Origin of the sequence: Algoriphagus limi (assembly GCF_024919275.1) — a bacterium.
In the GTDB taxonomy this organism is placed as follows: Bacteria; Bacteroidota; Bacteroidia; order Cytophagales; family Cyclobacteriaceae; genus Algoriphagus; species Algoriphagus limi.
On the sequence record NZ_JANWGH010000002.1, the window covers coordinates 388,563 to 408,097 of the forward strand.

At 43.2% G+C, this 19,535-nt stretch carries 16 protein-coding genes; 12 read left to right on the top strand and 4 right to left on the bottom strand.

What is annotated here, in order from left to right; translation table 11 throughout:
• Window positions 1–34 precede the first annotated feature (34 nt).
• Entirely contained in the window at window positions 35–355 is a 321-nt protein-coding gene (locus NY014_RS10005) for a Rieske (2Fe-2S) protein (RefSeq protein ID WP_259414450.1), read from the top strand.
• Here the strand turns inward: NY014_RS10005 and NY014_RS10010 are convergent.
• On the bottom strand, window positions 352–2,595 hold the full coding sequence (locus NY014_RS10010; protein WP_259414451.1) for a TonB-dependent receptor family protein: 2,244 nt from the start codon (window positions 2,593–2,595) through the stop codon (window positions 352–354). The two genes, NY014_RS10005 and NY014_RS10010, sit on opposite strands and share 4 nt — an antisense overlap.
• A 133-nt stretch (window positions 2,596–2,728) precedes the next feature.
• On the opposite strand from NY014_RS10010, the gene NY014_RS10015 reads away from it, so the two are divergent.
• The 4 genes from NY014_RS10015 to NY014_RS10030 all read left to right on the top strand — a co-directional run bounded on the left by NY014_RS10015 (window position 2,729) and on the right by NY014_RS10030 (window position 8,728).
• Window positions 2,729–4,759 (top strand): alpha-L-fucosidase, encoded by a 2,031-nt coding sequence (locus NY014_RS10015; RefSeq protein WP_259414452.1) that lies wholly within the window; start codon window positions 2,729–2,731, stop codon window positions 4,757–4,759.
• 90 nt (window positions 4,760–4,849) lie between these two features.
• The gene (locus NY014_RS10020; protein WP_259414453.1) at window positions 4,850–5,422 is read left to right on the top strand and encodes a gluconate 2-dehydrogenase subunit 3 family protein; all 573 of its coding nucleotides are present in this window, start codon (window positions 4,850–4,852) and stop codon (window positions 5,420–5,422) included.
• Window positions 5,415–7,124: a GMC oxidoreductase gene (locus NY014_RS10025; RefSeq protein ID WP_259414454.1), complete on the top strand. Its 1,710-nt coding sequence runs from the start codon at window positions 5,415–5,417 to the stop codon at window positions 7,122–7,124. Before NY014_RS10020 ends, NY014_RS10025 begins: the two co-directional genes overlap by 8 nt.
• Window positions 7,125–7,261: 137 nt before the next feature.
• Window positions 7,262–8,728: a glycine--tRNA ligase gene (locus tag NY014_RS10030; protein WP_259414878.1), complete on the top strand. Its 1,467-nt coding sequence runs from the start codon at window positions 7,262–7,264 to the stop codon at window positions 8,726–8,728.
• A gap of 82 nt (window positions 8,729–8,810) precedes the next feature.
• On the opposite strand, the gene NY014_RS10035 is transcribed toward NY014_RS10030, so the two are convergent.
• Window positions 8,811–9,788 (bottom strand): hypothetical protein, encoded by a 978-nt coding sequence (locus NY014_RS10035; RefSeq protein WP_259414455.1) that lies wholly within the window; start codon window positions 9,786–9,788, stop codon window positions 8,811–8,813.
• 194 nt (window positions 9,789–9,982) lie between these two features.
• Here NY014_RS10035 and crtD point away from each other — a divergent pair, with 194 nt between their 5' ends.
• Entirely contained in the window at window positions 9,983–11,458 is a 1,476-nt protein-coding gene (crtD, locus tag NY014_RS10040; RefSeq protein WP_259414456.1) for a 1-hydroxycarotenoid 3,4-desaturase CrtD, read from the top strand.
• 146 nt (window positions 11,459–11,604) lie between these two features.
• Here crtD and NY014_RS10045 read toward each other — a convergent pair whose 3' ends face one another.
• Complete coding sequence (locus tag NY014_RS10045) at window positions 11,605–12,105, bottom strand: regulatory protein RecX (RefSeq protein ID WP_259414457.1); 501 nt, start codon at window positions 12,103–12,105, stop codon at window positions 11,605–11,607.
• A 66-nt stretch (window positions 12,106–12,171) separates the two neighbouring features.
• On the opposite strand from NY014_RS10045, the gene tpiA reads away from it, so the two are divergent.
• From tpiA to NY014_RS10075, 6 genes are all read left to right on the top strand, one after another.
• A complete protein-coding gene (gene tpiA / locus NY014_RS10050; protein WP_259414458.1) occupies window positions 12,172–12,933 on the top strand; it encodes a triose-phosphate isomerase in 762 nt (253 codons plus the stop codon).
• Between the two features lie 5 nt (window positions 12,934–12,938).
• Window positions 12,939–13,766 (top strand): 50S ribosomal protein L11 methyltransferase, encoded by an 828-nt coding sequence (prmA, locus tag NY014_RS10055; protein WP_259414459.1) that lies wholly within the window; start codon window positions 12,939–12,941, stop codon window positions 13,764–13,766.
• Between the two features lies 1 nt (window position 13,767).
• Window positions 13,768–13,965, top strand: coding sequence for a hypothetical protein (locus NY014_RS10060; RefSeq protein ID WP_259414460.1), 198 nt, complete (start codon window positions 13,768–13,770; stop codon window positions 13,963–13,965).
• Window positions 13,966–14,037: 72 nt separating this feature from the next.
• Window positions 14,038–15,762, top strand: coding sequence for a single-stranded-DNA-specific exonuclease RecJ (recJ, locus tag NY014_RS10065; protein WP_259414461.1), 1,725 nt, complete (start codon window positions 14,038–14,040; stop codon window positions 15,760–15,762).
• 1 nt (window position 15,763) lies between these two features.
• Window positions 15,764–16,504, top strand: coding sequence for an LPS export ABC transporter ATP-binding protein (lptB, locus tag NY014_RS10070; RefSeq protein WP_259414462.1), 741 nt, complete (start codon window positions 15,764–15,766; stop codon window positions 16,502–16,504).
• Complete coding sequence (locus NY014_RS10075) at window positions 16,504–18,024, top strand: GH3 auxin-responsive promoter family protein (protein ID WP_259414463.1); 1,521 nt, start codon at window positions 16,504–16,506, stop codon at window positions 18,022–18,024. The genes lptB and NY014_RS10075 overlap by 1 nt, the downstream gene beginning before the upstream one ends.
• Window position 18,025: 1 nt before the next feature.
• Here the strand turns inward: NY014_RS10075 and NY014_RS10080 are convergent, their stop codons facing one another.
• A complete protein-coding gene (locus tag NY014_RS10080; protein WP_259414464.1) occupies window positions 18,026–19,534 on the bottom strand; it encodes a S10 family peptidase in 1,509 nt (502 codons plus the stop codon).
• Between the last annotated feature and the right edge of the window lies 1 nt (window position 19,535).

Sequence of the window (19,535 nt, forward strand, 5' to 3'; positions counted from 1 at the left end):
GTTGGAATTCTTTCAATTTTGTATAGACTCAAGTATGAAAAACTATCAACTCGGTTCTTCTCGTGATTCAGCTCTTTCACTCTTCCCAAATCGGACTATCAAACGCGTTCGCTTAGGGGAAAAGGAAATAGGAGTAATCCGAATTGAGGAGGAATTTTTTGCTTTTGATCCTTCATGTCCCCATCGAGGTGCTTCCCTCCTACAAGGTCGAATCAATGGAAGCGGAGAAATAATCTGTCCTTTACATGAATATCGCTTTGAGCTGAAGACAGGACAGGTGAAAGCAGGGCTTTGCCCAGATTTACCCATCTACCCTGCTCAATTAACAGAAGAAGGATTATTGATCTCTATTTAATATCGGAAGTTGACTTTGGCGCCAAAGTAAAAATTCCGCTCTGGAGCAGGCTGATAGTAACGCCCTCCAAATGGATTCAGGTCATTTCCCAAGGAGTAAAGTTCATCCAACAAATTCTCCACCCCGAAATAGATTTCTACATCAATCTTTTTGGAAATCGGCTCGATGAATCCCGTGCGCAAATTCATCAGATGAAATGCATCCTGATAAACCGTGTTTGCATCATTCAGAGGAATCTCATCGGTAAACTGATGGGTCAAATTCAGATAAACGTTTCCAGAAAAGCGAAAATCCAAAGTACTGACCAAGGTATTCGGAGCGACGCCAGTCAATTGGTTACCAGAGTAATCAGTTTCCCTTTTTTGATAATCCTTGAATTTGAAATAATGTCCTGTAAAAGCTGATCCCCATTTGATTCCCCGGACGAAGCCAGCATTTCTTTGCTGAAAAATTTGATAATCTATAGCGGCCTCGATTCCTTTTTGGTCAGTGGATCCAGCATTTCGGAAAAGCACCACTCCTTGTTCATTCGTATAGGTGGTGATAGTTTCATTTAACCTAAAATAGAAAGCCGTCAAGTCCAGATTTAAGCGATCTTTCCCCAATCGATATCCGACTTCGAAATTGGTTCCTTTTTCTGCTTCCAAATCTAGATTCAAACTTCCCTCATTGGTTCGAACTTCATCAATTGTAGGCGGAGAGAAGCCGCTACTGATGGAAGCTCTCAGGGCGGAAAACTCATTCAAACTGTAGCTCATCGCCAATCGGGGAACCAAAATAGGATCAAAAGTCCGCTTCTGTAATCCAGTAGCTCCTCCACTGGCATCAATCTGCCTGTCAATTTCAAAGGAAGAGAAGTTTTGACTGAGTCCTAGTGTCAACAGGAATTTTTCAGTCAATTCCCATTCAGCTTGCTGAAATAAAAATCCCTGCGTTGCTTTCAACTTATCAGCAAATCGGATGGTATCCGCCACTCCATCCCGATTGCCAAAATTCTGCGCATCAGTCAAGCTTTGCTGATACTCAGCTCCCGCAATTAGCCGAAAAGGCTTCCCTGCCAAATCCCAATCAAAGGTAAAACGAGTTCTTCCGCCATAGCCAAAACCCAATTCCTTTTTGTAATCCAAAATGAAAGGATTCTCAAAATCATTGGTGTTCAAATAGAGGGTGGTGTTGTTTTCGGCCTTTTCTGAGAAATGGTATTTATGACCAAAAGTGGCTAATACGGACTGTTGAGAAATGGAGCTGTTTTGGGCTACCGAACCGGGACGGGCTTGCTTTGGATTTTCTGCCAGTTGATCGGCATTGAGGGCACCTGGAATCTGGTAATCCAAATCCGAAATCAACAACTGGGTTCGGATCTCTTGTTTTTCATTGATTGGAAATAATCCCCCTGCTTGAAAGACTGTACGATCCACTGCCGAATGCTCCCGATAACCTTCGCTTTCCTGATTAACAATTGAAACCTCCAAGCCACCTTTGCCGATCGGTTGGGCTATAGCAAATCGGCCCTTATTCAGTCCAAAAGACCCGGAAAGCCATTCTGAAGTGAGTAATCCTGTTTGAGGATTTGCTGGACTTTGCAAATTGATTACCCCGCCATTTCCAGCTCCATAGATGCTACCCGAAGGACCTTTAATCACTTCGGCTGTGCGAATATTACTCAAGTCGAACAGATTCAAAGCTGTAGTCCCATCGGGGGCAGTGATCGGCACTTCATTCCAATAGACTTTCACATTCCGAACCCCAAAAGGTGCCCGAAGCGAACTTCCCCGGATAGAAACCCGATAACTGGCCGGTGCTCTTTCTTCTATCCGCACGCCCGGCTTGGTATTGAAGGCGTTGACGATTGAGGTTTCATTGAATCGAAAGAAATCTGATTCCCCGATTAGGCTGATCGAAGCGGATTGCTCCAAAAGCGGCCGTTCCGTTTCGAAAGCATTTACAGTGACCCCTGAAAGTGAAATACTGAGAGGGAAAAGGAAAATGCTCTTCTCATTTTCGGTGATATTTACTGATAATGATTCATAGCCTTCCTTAAAAAGTGTAACCTCTAGTGGAGTCGATTGATCCAAAGTAACCTGTCCCAGTCGATCCGTTCGAAATTCATCTCCAGACTTCAAACGAACCAAAACTTCTGGAATTGGACTAAATGTCAAACCATCCCGAACTGTAAGAGAAACTTGAGCCCAGGCTGACCATGAAACAAAAACCAACAGAAGAGGTAGCAACTTTTTCATACCCTGAAAATACAAGGAATGGATAGCATAAGTTTCATAGAATTTGCCAAATGGCAGAAAAGGCCGTTTGAATCAATGCTTTTCCTTTCCAAATCCTTCGAAATTTCTTAGAATGCTTCCTTAAATCCAGACCATGAAAAAACAACTGCTTCCTCTTGTCCTTCTACTATTTACTTTTTGCCAAGAAAAAGCTGCACCACCAAACCCTATCTCTCCAATCCCGGATGAGCGACAAATCGCCTGGCAGAAATTGGAATATTATGGATTCATCCATTTCAATATGAATACCTTTTCAGATCGGGAATGGGGATTCGGAGATGAAAAACCGGAGCAATTTAATCCCACTGCTCTTGATGCAAGACAGTGGGCTAGAATCGCCTCCGAAGCCGGAATGAAAGGGCTGATCATTACCGCCAAGCATCACGACGGGTTTTGCCTATGGCCATCGGCCTACACCGAGCACTCCGTGAAAAATAGTCCTTGGAGAGATGGAAAAGGAGATTTGATCCGGGAGTTTGCGGATGCCTGTCGAGAATACGGATTAAAAGTTGGCATCTATTATTCTCCTTGGGATCGAAATCACCCCGATTACGGCAAGCCCGAATACATTACCTACATGCGGAATCAGCTGACCGAATTACTGACGAATTACGGGGATATTTTCGAGGTCTGGTTTGATGGAGCTAATGGGGGTACAGGCTGGTACGGCGGCGCAAATGAGGAGCGTAAAGTTGATAAACTCACCTACTATGACTGGCCTACTACCCATCAATTGGTTCGCGACCTGCAGCCTGGAGCCATGCTCTTCAGTGATGCCGGACCGGATGTGCGTTGGGTGGGTAATGAACATGGATTCGCTTACGAAAGCACCTGGTCCAACCTGATGCGAGACTCCGTCTATGCCGGTATGCCCGAGTATTCGGATAAATGGGCCTCGGGTCAGGAAAATGGCACACATTGGGTTCCTGCCGAGTCCGATGTCAGTATTCGGCCGGGTTGGTATTATCATGCCTATGAAGATCATAAAGTAAAAACTCTACCCCAATTGATGGAGATTTTCTACAAAAGCATAGGCAGAAACTCTTCACTTTTGATCAACTTTCCTGTAGATACCCGAGGGCTGATTCATGAAAATGATGAAAAAGCCATCCTTCAATTCGCTGCTAAAGTCCGGGAAGATTTTGAAACGAATCTTGCTCAAGATGCTGAGATTTCGGCAAGCTTGGAACTTGGAAAAGGCTATGAGGCAGAATTAACCATCGATGGGGATTACAATACTTATTGGACTGTCCCAGGTGGACAAATTGAATCACAGCTGGAATTAGACTTTGGTAATGAAATCAACTTTAATCGACTGCTCTTGCAGGAATTTACTCCGCTAGGTCAGCGAGTAAAAAGCTTCTCTTTGGAAGTTGAAAAAGATGGAGCCTGGGTAAAAATCGCCTCGGGAACCACCATCGGTTACAAGCGGATTTTGCGGTTTCCCGATGTAAACGCTCAAAAAATCCGAATCCGTTTCGAGGATGGGAAAGACATTCCAGTCATCTCTGAATTGGGTGTCTATTCTGCTCCCAAATTACTTTTGGCTCCAGAAATCAAGCGGGAAAAATCCGGATTGGTTACTTTGGTATCACCAGACGAAGGCTTGGAAATTCGGTATTCATTGGATGGTTCTGAACCTAGCCAAACCTATCAGGAGCCCTTCCTCGTGGAAAAGGCCACTACCCTTCAAGTCCTTTCTGCCGATCCTAATTCAGGACAAAAAAGTGAGATATCACGAAAAGACATGGAAGTACCCAAAGCCAAATGGGAAAGTTCCGGAGAGCGAGCCATTGATGAAAACCCAGCCACTTATTTTACAAGTTCTGACAATGAGCTAATCGTCGATTTGGGGGAAAAATTAACGATTGAAGGTTTCACTTACCTACCCATGCAAGCCCGCTACCCAAGTGGTCATATTACTGAATATACCTTTTGGGTAAGTTTGGATGGAAAAAATTGGCAGAAAATCAGCAGCGGTGAATTTTCAAATGTAGTCAATAGCCCTATCGAACAGTTTATCCGATTTGATCCAACAGAAGCCAAGTTTATCAAACTCCAGGCTTTGAAGACAGCCGATGGCAACTCAGCTACGGTTGGGGAGTTAGGTGTTTTAACCCGATAAAAAATGAATTCTGCCAGTAATGGTGATGATCTGGGATTTTGCTTGAAAAATCCCTACTTTTTAAAACGATTGCTTTAAACCCAATACCTAATGAACAGAAGACATGCTTTGCGGCATATTGCTTTGATTTCCGGAGGACTTGCCCTGATTCCTTCCTGTGATTTCAGCCAAGAAGATATTCTAGCCGCATACGACAATTTAAAAATCACCCCTTCCCAAAAAGCACTTTTGGGAGCTATTTCAGACACTATAATTCCTGCCGGAGAAATTAAAGGAGCCTTAGACCTAGAGGTTCATGATTTCATCTTGGTGATGGTGAATGACTGCTTTACCTCCGAAAATCAGGAAAAATTCTCCGCCGGGCTAAATGCTTTCCCGGATTTTGTACAGGAGCAAAGCGGTAAAAAATTCGATGCCCTAAGCACAAAAGAGCGGGAACAACTTATTTTGGATAGTGCCAAATTGGAAGGAGATGAAACAGAAGCTGGCAAAAGAAATAGCAACATTTCCTATTTTGTGAATTCAGCCAAGCGCTTCACCATACAAGGCTACATGGCCTCCGAGTATATCCAAACTGAAGTGGTGCCTTATTCCCTTATCCCAGGAGAATACAATGGCGCTGTATTGATTTCTGACCTTCAAAAACCTCGTGTCAATGGCTAATCTCAATATTCGAAGCAAACAAGAGCGAACTTATCAGGCCATCGTGATCGGTTCGGGAATCAGCGGTGGCTGGGCTGCCAAAGAACTATGTGACTTGGGTGTCAAAACCCTCATGCTCGAGCGTGGCCGCAATGTGGAGCATATCAAAGATTACCCTACGACGAACATGCTTCCTTATGAATTTCCACATCGGGGGCAGATTCCGGAGAAGATCAAACAGGAAAATCCGGTGGTGAGCCGTTGCTATGCCTTTCGGGAAGATGCCATGCATTTTTTCGTAAAAGACACGGAGCATCCCTATGTGCAGGAAAAGCCTTTTGACTGGATTCGGGGCTATCAGGTCGGGGGAAAATCCCTTCTTTGGGCAAGACAGGTACAGCGCTGGTCTGATTTTGACTTCGAGGGTCCTGCTAGAGATGGCTTCGCTGTGGACTGGCCAATTCGCTACAAGGATATTGCACCTTGGTATAGTCATGTGGAAAAATTCGCTGGGGTATCCGGAAATAAGGATGGAATACCACACCTGCCAGATGGGGAGTTTTTACCGGGCTATGAGCTGAATGTCGTGGAAAAGTACTTCGCAGAGCAGTTGAAAAAGCATTATGGCAATGATAGACATATGATTTCTGCCCGATGTGCACATATTCATGGCAATGCGGAATTCTATGCTCAGCAAGGAAGAGCGCTTTGTCAAAACCGAAATCTATGTCAGCGTGGATGTCCATTTGGTGGATATTTCAGTTCCAATTCCTCCACCATTCCATGGGCACTTAAAACTGGCAACTTGACACTTCGGCCGGATTCCATCGTTCATTCGATTATTTATGATGAAGAAAAAGGAAAAGCCACCGGCGTTCGAATCATTGACCGCCTAACCAAAGAAATGGAAGAGTTCTATGCTGATGTAATTTTCCTCAATGCTGCGGCCTTAAACTCCAACCTAATCTTATTGAATTCTACCTCAAGCCGATTCCCGAATGGTCTCGGCAATGACAATGGTTTGCTTGGAAAATATGTGGCTTTCCACAACTACAGAGCCCGAGTTTCAGCAGAATACGAAGGTCATTCAGAATATACTACTTCAGGAGGAAGACCAACGAGCGGCTATTTCCCTAGATTCCGAAATGTGTACAAACAGGAGACCGATTTTCTCCGAGGATATGCAGCTGGATTCTCTGCTAGTCGATGGACAGGTACGGATACAAGCGGAATCGGTATGGATTTGAAAAATAGCATTCTCAATCCAGATCAATATGGCCCTTGGCGGGTAGGTTCGCATATGATGGGCGAAACCATCCCGAAGGAAAGCAACTATGTAGCGCTCGATCCGAACTTGAAAGATGAGTGGGGTATGCCTCAACTTAAAATCAATGTGGATTACGATGATAATGATGAAAAAATGGTCAAGGACTACATTGAGCAGATGACGGAGATGTTTACCAAAGCAGGCTTCACCAATATCCGGTCAAATGACAGTAAGCAGGCTCCTGGTTTGGATATCCACGAAATGGGTGGCGTTCGAATGGGTAAGGATCCAAAGACTTCCCTTCTCAATGCAAATCATCAGCTGCATGCCGTGCCGAATGTCTATGTGACGGATGGAGCTTCTATGACATCTACGTCTACACAGAATCCATCTCTAACCTACATGGCCTTTGCTGCGAGAGCAGCACACCATGCTGTAGCAGAAAGTCAGAAATGATAAATTAAAAATGTAGAACTAAGAATGGCCCAAGTCGAGAGATTTGGGCTTTTTTATTTTTTACCAAATAAAACATGAATTATCAATTTCATTCCCTTCATCCTCCAAATCAATTTGTTTCCTTAATTTTGCGCCCTATGGCAAAGACAGCGAATTCGGCGGAAAACGCCCAATTGAAAGATATAATTGCCCATGCCAAGGAGTATGGGTTTGTGTACCCAAGTTCGGAAATCTACGATGGCCTTCAAGCGGTCTATGACTATGGGGCTTATGGGGTTGAGTTGAAAAACAACTTGAAGCGTCTCTGGTGGGAAACCATGACCCGTGTCCACGAAAATATCGTGGGGATTGATGCGGCTATTTTTATGCATCCTACGACTTGGAAGGCTTCCGGTCACGTGGATTCCTTCAATGATCCTATGATCGACAACAAGGACAGCAAAAAGCGCTACCGTGCCGATGTCTTGGTGGAGGAGCATGCTGCCAAATTGGAAAATGATGGGAAAGTAGAAGAAGCCAAGCAGCTCACTGCTGCTTTAGCCCGCTTACTGGAAGCGGAAGACTTGGCAGGTGTCCGTGATTTGATCATCAATGAAGGCATTACCTGTCCTATCAGTGGCACCTCCAACTGGACCGATGTACGCCAGTTTAACCTGATGTTTTCTACTCAGGTAGGTTCAGTAGCTGACGATGCTTCGACCATTTACCTGCGTCCTGAGACTGCACAGGGGATTTTTGTCAACTTCCTAAATGTGCAGAAAACAGCCCGGATGAAAGTTCCTTTCGGGATTGCCCAAATCGGGAAAGCCTTCCGAAATGAGATCGTCGCCCGTCAGTTTATCTTCCGTATGCGGGAATTTGAGCAGATGGAGATGCAGTTCTTCGTTCGCCCTGGCACCGAGCTAGACTGGTATCAGAAATGGGCAGATGTTCGGATGAGATGGCACTTGGCCTTGGGTACCCCAGCCGAAAAGCTTAGAAAGCATGACCATGAAAAATTGGCCCACTATGCCAATGCTGCCATGGATATCGAATACGAGTTCCCTTTTGGTTTCAAAGAAGTGGAAGGGATTCACTCCCGAACTGATTTCGACTTGAAATCCCATCAAGAATACTCCAAGAAAAAGCAGCAATACTTCGATCCGGAGGTCAATCAGAACTATATTCCGTATGTGATTGAGACTTCAATCGGAGCAGATCGCTTGTTCTTGCTTACCCTTTGCAATGCCTATACAGAGGAAAAAACCGAGGACAAGACTCGCGTATACTTGAAGTTCCACCCAGCAGTTGCTCCGGTAAAAGCAGCTATTCTTCCTTTGACCAAAAAGGATGGCTTGCCGGAAAAAGCTCAGGAAATCGTAGAACTTTTGAAGTATGATTTCAATATCATTTACGAAGAGGCAGCATCCATCGGTAAACGATATACCCGTCAGGATCTAATCGGAACGCCATTCTGTATCGCAGTGGATCATCAGACCTTGGAAGACAATACCGTCACCATCCGTCATCGGGACACCACCGAACAGGAGCGAGTGCCTATCTCTGAACTCCATGCTAGAATTGCTGAGGCGACGAGTTTTAGAAGAGTTTTTGAGAGGATTTAAATCTAAACACAAACAAAAAAGGGACGATTGATCGTCCCTTTTTTCTATTTAGAAAGTACTTTCAAACTGAGGAATTAAACCATTAATCTTCCTCCTCTTCGGATACACATGTTTGTACATCCAGATGTATAACATAATATCGATCACCATTGGTATCTATCACTAGACTTGTTCCCTTATTTGGTGCTTGACCAGGAGTTGGTCTACCAGCAGTAGGTAATTGACCATCAGCGTAACTGTACCATTTAACCGATTCATCTTCTCCCTCTTCAAGGGAATAATCAGAATTTAATGAAATGGTAATGGTTCCTTCTACTTCATCATAGGTCGCAGAGCCTATTACATTTTCATTCTCATATACATTTTGAATTTCATCTCCTTCGGTATCAAAAGCATACCACCAAGCATTATTGAATCCATTTCCAGGAGTGCCACTATTTTCGCCTTTTGTATTTCCTACATATCCAGTTTCTTCAACAATCAAGCACTCCACAGAACATACCTCAAAAAGTGAATATGTCTCATTCCATTCAATAGGGTTCCCAAGTGCTTCTTGCAATACAGAAAATTCAATTAAATCACAGGCCTCCCAACCCTCAGGAAGGGGAATGCTATGAGAAACAGTACTTCCAAAAGGAACATCTTCAATTAGCAATTCATCACCTTCAATTGTTATTGAAATGTCCGCCTCAGCATTAGAGTTACCACTCAATTTGTTATAGTCAACTTCAACCACAAAATCTGTTTCTGTGTTATAGGCTCTATAGGTTACTTCTTTGGTATTTGGTCCTGCTGATCCAGTCTCAGAGGCCGACTTAATAAAATATTCCCCTGATCCAGGCTCGATACAGTCTACGGAACAATCTGCAACTTCATATTCCCTTGCATTCTCATTTCCATATGTATTACCATAAGGACTCAATTTGAATCCCTCCTTGTCTGCCTTGGCTTGCTCCAAAGTCAAATCTTCGCTTTCATAAGTAGCCACCTGGCTACAAGCACTGAGTAAAAGGCCTGAGATCACCAACCCCAAAAAGCCTGATGTAAAAGTTTTCTTCATAGTGAACATAAGTTATTCTAATGTAATATTAAGTGTTTTTTAAATACAAAAAAATGCTTTTGAAAAAATTTTTTCATAAAAATTAAAATTGTTCTTTAGAATAATAAAATTCCATCTTCAGATATTCTACACTATCTTCAATTACTTAAAAAGCTTCTAAACAAGGGGCTTGCTTCCTTGTTTTTATTGTCATTATGAAGAAAACTGCCATCATAATCGGTTCCGGTATCGCCGGTATTGCTTCATCCATCCGCTTAGCTATCAAAGGCTATCAAGTTGAAGTCTTCGAAGCCAATGCCTACCCCGGAGGAAAGCTTTCTGAAATTCAATTAGGGGGTTATCGATTTGATGCGGGCCCTTCGCTTTTTACGCTACCTGAGCAAGTTGAGGAACTTTTTAAACTGGCAGGCAAAGACCCACAGGAACATTTCGATTATGAGAAACTGGATGTGGCCTGTCATTATTTCTGGGAAGACGGAAAAAAAATCAAGGCTTGGGCTGATATTAATCGATTTGCTGAGGAGGTGGAGACTAAGTTGGGAGAACCTGCCCAGCATATTCGACAAGCACTGAAAAACTCCGCCTATATCTATGAGCATTTGGCACCGCTTTTTATGCATAGATCCTTGCATCAGCTTAGCACATGGACGAATGCACAAGCCATCAAATCCTATTTGAAAATGGGGAAGTTGGGGATTTTTTCCACCATGAACCAAGCAAATGAGAATCAATTCCAAAATCCGAAGCTAGTTCAGCTATTCAATCGCTACGCCACCTACAACGGTTCGGACCCTTATCAGACTCCCGCCACTTTGAATATCATTCCGCACTTGGAGTTTAATATCGGAGCCTACTTTCCCAAAAAAGGCATGCATGATATCACGTTTAGCCTTTATCAACTTGCCTTGGATTTGGGAGTAAAATTTCACTTCAATTCCAAAGTGGAAGAAATTCTGGTGGAAAAAGGAAAAGCAGTCGGTATTCAGGTCAATGGCAAAACTCATCCTGCGGATGTGGTAGTCAACAACATGGATATGGTGAATGCTTACAAAACCATTTTGCGAAAGCAAAAACAGCCTGAAAAATTGCTCAGCCAGCCTAAATCCAGTTCAGCCTTGATTTTCTATTGGGGGATCAAAAAGAATTTTCCAGAATTGGGTCTGCACAACATCCTCTTTTCGGATCATTACCAAACCGAATTCGAACATATATTCAAAAAGGGTTCGATTTACCATGACCCAACGGTTTACATCAATATCACTTCTGTTTGCAAACCTGATGATGCTCCAGATGGCTGCATGAACTGGTTTACCATGATCAATGTACCAAACAACCAAGGGCAGGATTGGGATAGCTTGATAGCGGAAGCCCGAAAAAATATGATCGCTAAGATTAACCGAATTCTAAAAACCGATTTGGAATCGTTAATCGAAGTAGAGGATGTCCTTGAGCCTAGAAGTATAGAGTTCAAAACCTCAAGTGCCAATGGTGCTTTGTATGGCAACAGCTCCAATAACCGCTTTGCTGCCTTCCTTCGTCACGCCAATTATTCCTCTGACATCAAGAATCTCTATTTCTGCGGGGGCTCAGTCCATCCTGGTGGCGGAATCCCGCTGAGTCTGCTCTCGGCCAAGATTATGAGCGAGATGATTTCAAAATTGAAAAATTAGAAAATTGGAAATTTGTCGTCATGAGCAGGAGCAGTTCTTTAGCCATAGGTTGGAAAGTGGAAATGTGGAAAAGTTCGGGCAAAGACTCTAAGCTTCACTTCCAACCCTACTCTGCCCATCGTAAGTCCTACTTCGTCAATCGTAAATCACAAAAGTGATTCTATCGCTTCCTGAATCAGGTCTTGCTCGAATCCCCTTTGCATCAAATATCCCACGACTTTGAAGCGCTTCTTGTAAGGGTCAGGTTCCTTGGTTTTTTCCCACTTCTTCTCCGCCTCACCCAATAAGGTATCGTAGTATTCCACCGGATCAATTTCGGCCAAACCTTTTCGAATTAAAGTCTCTGGGATTTGGCGCATTTTCATTTCCATTCGGATTCGGTTTCTCCCCCACTTCTTCAGCCGAAATTTCCCTCGAGCAAATGCTCTTGCAAAGCGCTCCTCATCCAAAAATTTTTCCTTCAGCAAAAAATTGATCAACTCTTCCTCCTTTTCACCAGAAATGCCTTTTTCAAACAGCTTTCTGCGAACATCCCAAATGCATCGCTCCTGATAAGCACAAAAGGCAGCGATTTTTTCCTTGGCCTCTTCAGCGGTCCATGTGGTTTTTCGCGTATGCTGCGGGTTATTCCTTCCCCAACCGGACATTTTGATTAATTTTAGAGAAAATTTCTACTCAAGTTTCTCTCAAACCTAACAAAATTTTAACTGACGATGCGAAAGAAAATCATAGCCGGGAACTGGAAAATGAACATGACCTATGAAGAAGGTCAAAAACTCACCTCCGAAATTGTACAAATGGCCAAGGACGAAAATTTGGAGGGAGTGACACTGGTTCTTAATCCTCCTTTTCCTCACCTCTATGTGGTAAAAAAATTGATCGGAGGAACTTCAAATATCTTCGTGGGCGCACAAAACTGTTCGGATAAAGAATCCGGTGCCTATACCGGTGAGGTTTCAGCCCCAATCTTGGCTTCTTTTGGCGTTGACTATGTGATCATCGGGCACTCTGAGCGAAGAGAATATTTCAAGGAAAGCAATGAACTGCTCGCTACTAAGGTGAAGCAAGCGTTAGCCGCTGGTTTGACTCCAATTTTTTGCTGTGGGGAGTCATTGGATATTCGGGAAGCAGGCACGCATGAGCCTAATGTCAAATACCAATTAACTGACAGCCTTTTTGATCTTTCGGCTGAAGAGATTTCAAAAGTTGTGATTGCCTATGAACCTATTTGGGCTATCGGAACGGGTAAAACTGCAACTGCCGAGCAAGCTCAGGAAATGCACTATGCATTGAGAAAACATCTTGCTTCCAAGTACGGAAAAGAAGTGGCAAACTCTATTTCCATCCTTTATGGCGGAAGTATGAAGCCTTCCAATGCAGCTGAGTTACTTTCCAAGCCAGATGTGGATGGCGGACTCATCGGAGGAGCTTCCTTGAAATCACGGGACTTTATTGACATTGCCAAATCCTACTAATTAGGATGGACTATCGGGAATTTAAGTTCACCTGCTCGGAGGACTTCCGCGAAATTCTGATCGCAGAATTATCTGAAATAGGCTTTGATGCTTTCTTGGAAACAGAAGAAGGCTTTGATTGCTATTCTCCTTTGGAAGGATTTGATGAAGCAACTTTCGGAGAAATTATTGATCGCTATCAGGAGCCTGCACAAATTCAAGTCAAAGAAAGCATTACCCAAAAAGTCAACTGGAATGAGGAATGGGAAAAAAACTACGATCCCATTGCAGTTGACAATTTGGTCTATGTCCGGGCATCTTTTCATCCCCCAAAAGAGGGCTTCCGATATGAAATCGTGATCAATCCCAAAATGTCCTTTGGGACTGGACACCATGCTACCACATTTCAAATGCTCCAACTTCAGGGGCAAATCGATCATCAAGGAAAAAGAGTATTGGATGTAGGTTCAGGAACAGGAATTTTGGCAATCATGGCTCATCTTCTGGGGGCTGAATCCGTAGAAGCATTTGATATTGATGATTGGTGTGTGGATAATGGAAATGAAAATTTCCAACTCAATCAGGTACCTGCTCAGATGGGATTGGGAACTATCCGCGATGTCAATCCAAAAGGGCCTTATGACATTATCCTAGCCAATATCAATAAGAATGTTTTGCTGGACGAATTGGAAATTTATGCCCAACTGATGAAGCCAGATGCATTTCTTTTACTAAGCGGGTTTTATTCAGAGGATATTCCGGATTTGGTTAATCATTGCAAGGCTTTAGACCTGGAATTGATCAAACAATCGACACGGGATAATTGGGCTGCATTGGTCTTCACTAAACAATAATATGGAGGAACTGATTCTATATGCTGTCCTTTTTTTGCTTTTGATTGGACACACACTTTTAGCTGGGAAAATGTACCGGAAGGTTCATGAAAATCCCAAATTGACTATTCAGGAAAAGAATGATTGGAAGCTAAAAGCTTTGATTTTCCCCGGATATTTTTGGTTTCAATACCAAAAAAGTCAACACAAAGCTTCCTAAAATCCGTTAATTCAAATTCCTAATCAAAAAATCAGTTCGATCGAAACTGAAGAACTTTCGTAATTTACACCCATGGAGTACGTCTGGAAAACGAAGCCTAAAGCCTCTCAGGCTGCACTGGAAAAGCTGAGTAAGGAAATCAATGTGAATCCTACCCTGGCGAATGTGCTTATCAATCGAGGAGTTGAAAGCTTTGATCAGGCCAAGGATTTTTTCCGCCCAAGCTTGAGCCAATTGCATAATCCCTTTCTAATGAAGGGAATGAGCAATGCCGTAGAGCGCATAGAACAAGCTATTAGCTCTGGGGAAAAAATCCTTGTTTATGGAGATTACGATGTGGATGGCACCACAGCTGTAGCACTGGTTTTTAGTTTTTTGAAAGGATTTTATCCCCAAGTGGATTTTTACATCCCTGATCGCTACAAAGAAGGATATGGTATTTCTGAACGAGGAGTTCGATATGCTGCTGAGGAGAATTTCTCCTTGGTAATCGCCCTAGACTGTGGTATCAAAGCCATTGATAAAGTTGCACTCGCCAAAGAGCTAGGAGTGGATTTTATTATTTGCGACCATCATACCCCTGGCGAAACCCTTCCTGAAGCGGTGGCTGTTTTGGATGCCAAGCAAGAAGATTGCCCTTACCCTTACAAAGAGTTGAGTGGATGTGGAGTTGGCTTTAAATTGATTCAGGCATTTGCGAAAAAGCGGGGAATGGATGAATCAAGCCTCTACTCCTACCTGGATCTTTTGGTAGTTAGCATTGCTGCTGATATTGTCCCCATTTCTGGTGAAAATCGAATTTTGGCCTATTACGGATTGGACCGAATCAACAATACCCCAAGACCTGGTCTTAAGGCTTTGATATTGCGATCCAAAATCGAAAAGGAAATAGGGATTTCAGATATCGTCTTCAAAATTGGACCGCGGATCAATGCCTCCGGTCGCTTGGAGCATGCCAAAGCTTCAGTGGAATTGTTGATTTCTACCGATTTGGATGAAGCATTGGAGCGGGCAAAAGTGGTAGATGAAGTCAATGCGACTCGGCGGAATTTTGACGAAAACATCACCAAAGAGGCCTTTGAGATGATCGCCGCTCGCGAACAGGAACAAGTCTGGAATACAACGGTCCTGTTCAAGGAAGATTGGCATAAGGGAGTGATTGGGATTGTAGCCAGCCGATGTATAGAAAAGTATTACCGACCTACGATTATTCTAACTGAATCGAATTCTAAAGCCACGGGAAGCGCACGATCAGTTGTGGATTTTGACATTTATGAAGCAATATCCCAGTGTAGTGATTTGTTGGATCAATTCGGAGGACATAAATATGCGGCAGGATTGACTTTGTCTGTGGATAAGGTTCCGGCTTTCCAAGCAAAATTCGAAGAAGTCGTCAAAAGCAGAATTGAGGAAGTTCATCGCAAACCAGTCATTGAAATTGACGATGAATTGCTCTTGGATCAAATCAACTACCGCTTTTATAATATTCTTAAGCAGATGGCGCCTTTTGGCCCGGGAAATCCAGAACCAATTTTCCGAATTTCAAATGTCTATGCTGAGGATGTGGTGGTTTTGAAAGAAAAGCACCTCCGCTTCAAAATAAAGCAGGATGGTCAGGAAACTACACCTGTTTGTCTAGGTTTTGGCATGGCTGACCGAGCCAAAGATCCAGATTTGACGACGGTGAATTTTCTTCGTTCCAAAATGCGCTTTGATTTGGTAGCGGAAATGCGTGAAAATTTCTTCCGGGATAAAAGTAGCTTGCAACTCTACGTGAAAGATATCAAATTCGACTAAGATGATACTGAAAGCCGAACATTTGGTCAAAATATACAAAGGACGAAGAGTCGTCAATGATATATCTGTGGAAGTGAGTCAGGGAGAAATCGTTGGACTTTTAGGTCCAAATGGAGCCGGAAAAACCACTTCCTTTTACATGATTGTAGGTTTGATTCAACCGAATGAAGGAAAGATTTTTTTGGAACAAGAAGACATTACCGGGCTTCCCATGTATAAGCGGGCACAACAAGGAATCGGCTATTTGGCTCAGGAAGCTTCTGTTTTTCGAAAACTTTCCGTCGAAGAAAATATCATGGCGGTTTTGGAAATGACGGACCTTCCCAAGCAGGCTCAAAAAGAAAAAATGGAGAGTCTGCTGGAGGAATTCAGCCTTACCCATGTTCGGAAAAACCTAGGGATGGTACTTTCCGGGGGTGAGCGTAGGCGAACTGAGATTGCAAGGGCATTGGCTGTAGATCCGAAATTCGTATTGCTTGATGAGCCTTTTGCAGGTGTGGATCCTATTGCAGTGGAGGAAATTCAAACAATAGTAGCCAAACTCAAGACCAAGAATATCGGAATTCTGATCACTGACCACAATGTGAATGAAACCCTTTCCATTACCGATCGTGCCTATTTGATGTTCGAAGGAAGACTTCTCAAGGCCGGTACGGCAGAAGAACTAGCAGCTGATGAGCAAGTCCGAAAGGTCTATCTAGGAAGCCAATTCGAGTTGAAACGCAAAATTTTTAAGAATTAATGGAGGTCATTAACAGTTTCATGACCTGGATCTTCAGGAGCCGATTGGGTCAAATCGAAAGCTTTAAACAGGATCCGGATTCTATCCAAGGGGAAGTTTTTAGAGAATTAATTGAAGCTGGCAAGCAAACTAAATTTGGTAGAGAATTCGGGTTCTCTTCCATCCGAACCTACACTGATTTTTCAAAGCAAGTCCCTCTTTTTGACTATGAAGGCCTAAAACCCTACATAGACCGGGTAATGAAAGGAGAGCAAGAGGTACTTTGGAATACGGAAGTAGAATGGTTTTCCAAATCCTCCGGTACCACTTCCAGCAGAAGTAAATACATCCCAGTCACCGAAGAAAGCCTGGAAGACTGTCATTTCAAAGGCGGAAAAGACATGGTGACCCTCTATGTGAATAACTATCCTGACTCGAAGCTTTTCTCGGGAAAAAGTCTTTCTATAGGAGGTTCGCTAGAGAAAAATCCCTTAAATCCTTATGGCAGCACCAAGGCTGGAGACATCTCAGCCGTCATCATGAAGAATCTACCCATCTGGGCTCAATTTGCCCGGACTCCCTCTTTAGAGGTTGCACTTATGGGTGAATGGGAAGCCAAGATTGAAAAAATGGCCCGGGAGACCATGCATGAAAACGTGGTCAGTATTGCTGGAGTTCCAACTTGGACAATTGTCCTCCTTCGAAAGATTTTGGAAATCAAAAAAGCCAAACACATTCTAGAAGTATGGCCGAATTTGGAAGTATTTTTTCATGGAGCAGTTGCATTTGGCCCTTACAAAGGTCTTTTCGAGGAATTAATTCCTTCCGAGAAAATGCGATACATGGAGACCTATAATGCTTCTGAGGGATTTTTTGGGCTTCAGGATCAGCCTCATTCCGATGAGCTTTTGCTTTTGTTGGATTATGGGATTTTTTATGAGTTTATCCCTATGGACCATTGGGATGATGAAAATCCTGAGGCTATTCCATTGGAAGATGTTGAAGTTGGTAAAAATTATGCAGTGGTCATTTCAACCAATGGAGGACTATGGCGATACAAAATCGGGGACACCATCCGCTTTACCTCTATCAAACCTTATCGCTTTAAAATCTCAGGCCGAACCAAGCATTTTATCAATGCATTCGGAGAAGAAGTGATTGTGGAAAATGCCGAAAAGGCAATTGCTTATGCAGCAGAGCATACCACTGCTAGCATTGAAAACTTTACTGCGGCACCCGCCTATTTTGGAAATTCAGGCGAAAAAGGAGCCCACGAATGGATCATTGAATTCGCCAAACAACCATCAGATATTGATCGCTTTACTGAGCTGTTAGATCAGCACCTGCGAGAAATCAATTCAGATTATGATGCCAAGCGGCACAAAGACCTAGCTTTAGTCAAACCCATTATTCATGTTGCAGAAGAAGGACTTTTCCAAAATTGGCTAAGCCAAAAAGGAAAATTGGGAGGACAGAATAAGGTGCCTAGACTTTCGAATAACCGGGAGTATCTGGATGAGCTTTTGAAGTTGATGAAATAAATTATTGGCTGGATAATATATCCTCCACAAAAGATCGAATATCCTTTGCCAAGGCCTCAAAATCTTCTCTTCGGTTATACATCATGTGTCCCGCCTCGTAATATTTCATTTCGATTCTTTCCTGTGGAAAATCATGCCTTGCAAATGTAAATTCCGCATCGAAAAAAGGAGTAATTAGATCATAATAGCCATTGGCAACCATGACTCTCATTTTGGTGTTTCGATGCATCACTTCACTCAATCCTCTTGCAGTACTCACAAAGCTCGGTTCCCAATAACTTCCATCAGGAACAGGCCTCCAACGCCATTTCCCACCGATTTCTCCATTAGATGACAAATAGGGAGTTTCCATATCCACCCCTAAATCATTGAGCAAATAAGCATTGAATGCGGCAGTATAGGCTCCCTCAGTCATGTAATCGCTTGGATCACCTAATACAGGACCTTCTGCAACTTGGTCAGTCTCCTCTGCAGCAAAGCGACCATCCAAGGTTCCAATAGCCATCCCCTCCTCTCGGAGAAGTTCTTTTTTGAAGCGATGCATCAAAACTTGGTTATCTGATCGAAGAATGTATTCTTTATCCAATCCGGTAAAATAAGCTAGCTTCTCAGCAATTTGCTCCTGTTTATCTTTCGGTAGATTTTGACCTTCAAAAAGAGCAGGCAGGTATTCCCGATAAGCAAAATCCCGCGCTTCCTGAGCAAATTCCTCCAGACTTTTCCCTTCCCCAGCTTTTCCATGATATTTGGCTGTCACGGCCATGGAAGGCAAATAGGTGAAGAAAGAGGTCAAATTATCCTGCCATGAGGAAGATCCTCCGTAATCCAAAGCTTGGGAAATTAGGATTAATCCATTTAGAGCCACATGCTGTCCATCCCCTTCCAAAACTTCGGCAACCTTGGCAGCTCGAGTCGTTCCAAAACTTTCTCCTGCCAAAAACTTAGGCGCCTGCCAGCGATTATTTTCACGAATCCAAATCCGAATAAAATCAGCAACAGATTGAGCATCCTCCACCAATCCCCAATAATCTTCAACTTTCCCTTTTTCAGTAACTCGGCTAAAGCCCGTACCAATCGGATCTAAAAAAACCAAATCAGCCAAATCCAATAAGGCCATCGAGTTTGACTCCGTAGTGTAAGGAGCCGCTCCATCATCTTCTTTGGCATCCGAGTCAACACGGACCACCTTCGGCCCAAAAAATCCCATATGCAACCAAATGGAAGCGGAGCCCGGTCCACCATTAAAGATAAAAATCACAGGCCGAGATTGATCGGCTCCCTCTTTGATATAACTCGTACTCCAAAAAGAAGCAGTGACTTCATCTTTGGAATTTTTGAGGAAAGTTTCTTTAACCACGGATTTATAATTAATTCGCTCTCCATTGAAAACACCCGTATGGTTTCGCTCAAAAAACCGAGGACTTCGCTGAATAGTAGCTGAATCTTGAGCGAAGCTGAGTTCTGCAAAAGACAAAAACAGAAGTAGGAAAATCGGTAAAATTTTTCTCATG

Excerpts from the sequence above, each read along its gene's own strand:
- NY014_RS10005 (WP_259414450.1), top strand. The coding sequence starts at position 35 with ATGAAAAACTATCAACTCGGTTCTTCTCGTGATTCAGCTCTTTCACTC.
- NY014_RS10010 (WP_259414451.1), bottom strand. The coding sequence starts at position 2,595 with ATGAAAAAGTTGCTACCTCTTCTGTTGGTTTTTGTTTCATGGTCAGCC.
- NY014_RS10015 (WP_259414452.1), top strand. The coding sequence starts at position 2,729 with ATGAAAAAACAACTGCTTCCTCTTGTCCTTCTACTATTTACTTTTTGC.
- NY014_RS10020 (WP_259414453.1), top strand. The coding sequence starts at position 4,850 with ATGAACAGAAGACATGCTTTGCGGCATATTGCTTTGATTTCCGGAGGA.
- NY014_RS10025 (WP_259414454.1), top strand. The coding sequence starts at position 5,415 with ATGGCTAATCTCAATATTCGAAGCAAACAAGAGCGAACTTATCAGGCC.
- NY014_RS10030 (WP_259414878.1), top strand. The coding sequence starts at position 7,262 with ATGGCAAAGACAGCGAATTCGGCGGAAAACGCCCAATTGAAAGATATA.
- NY014_RS10035 (WP_259414455.1), bottom strand. The coding sequence starts at position 9,788 with ATGAAGAAAACTTTTACATCAGGCTTTTTGGGGTTGGTGATCTCAGGC.
- crtD (WP_259414456.1), top strand. The coding sequence starts at position 9,983 with ATGAAGAAAACTGCCATCATAATCGGTTCCGGTATCGCCGGTATTGCT.
- NY014_RS10045 (WP_259414457.1), bottom strand. The coding sequence starts at position 12,105 with ATGTCCGGTTGGGGAAGGAATAACCCGCAGCATACGCGAAAAACCACA.
- tpiA (WP_259414458.1), top strand. The coding sequence starts at position 12,172 with ATGCGAAAGAAAATCATAGCCGGGAACTGGAAAATGAACATGACCTAT.
- prmA (WP_259414459.1), top strand. The coding sequence starts at position 12,939 with ATGGACTATCGGGAATTTAAGTTCACCTGCTCGGAGGACTTCCGCGAA.
- NY014_RS10060 (WP_259414460.1), top strand. The coding sequence starts at position 13,768 with ATGGAGGAACTGATTCTATATGCTGTCCTTTTTTTGCTTTTGATTGGA.
- recJ (WP_259414461.1), top strand. The coding sequence starts at position 14,038 with ATGGAGTACGTCTGGAAAACGAAGCCTAAAGCCTCTCAGGCTGCACTG.
- lptB (WP_259414462.1), top strand. The coding sequence starts at position 15,764 with ATGATACTGAAAGCCGAACATTTGGTCAAAATATACAAAGGACGAAGA.
- NY014_RS10075 (WP_259414463.1), top strand. The coding sequence starts at position 16,504 with ATGGAGGTCATTAACAGTTTCATGACCTGGATCTTCAGGAGCCGATTG.
- NY014_RS10080 (WP_259414464.1), bottom strand. The coding sequence starts at position 19,534 with ATGAGAAAAATTTTACCGATTTTCCTACTTCTGTTTTTGTCTTTTGCA.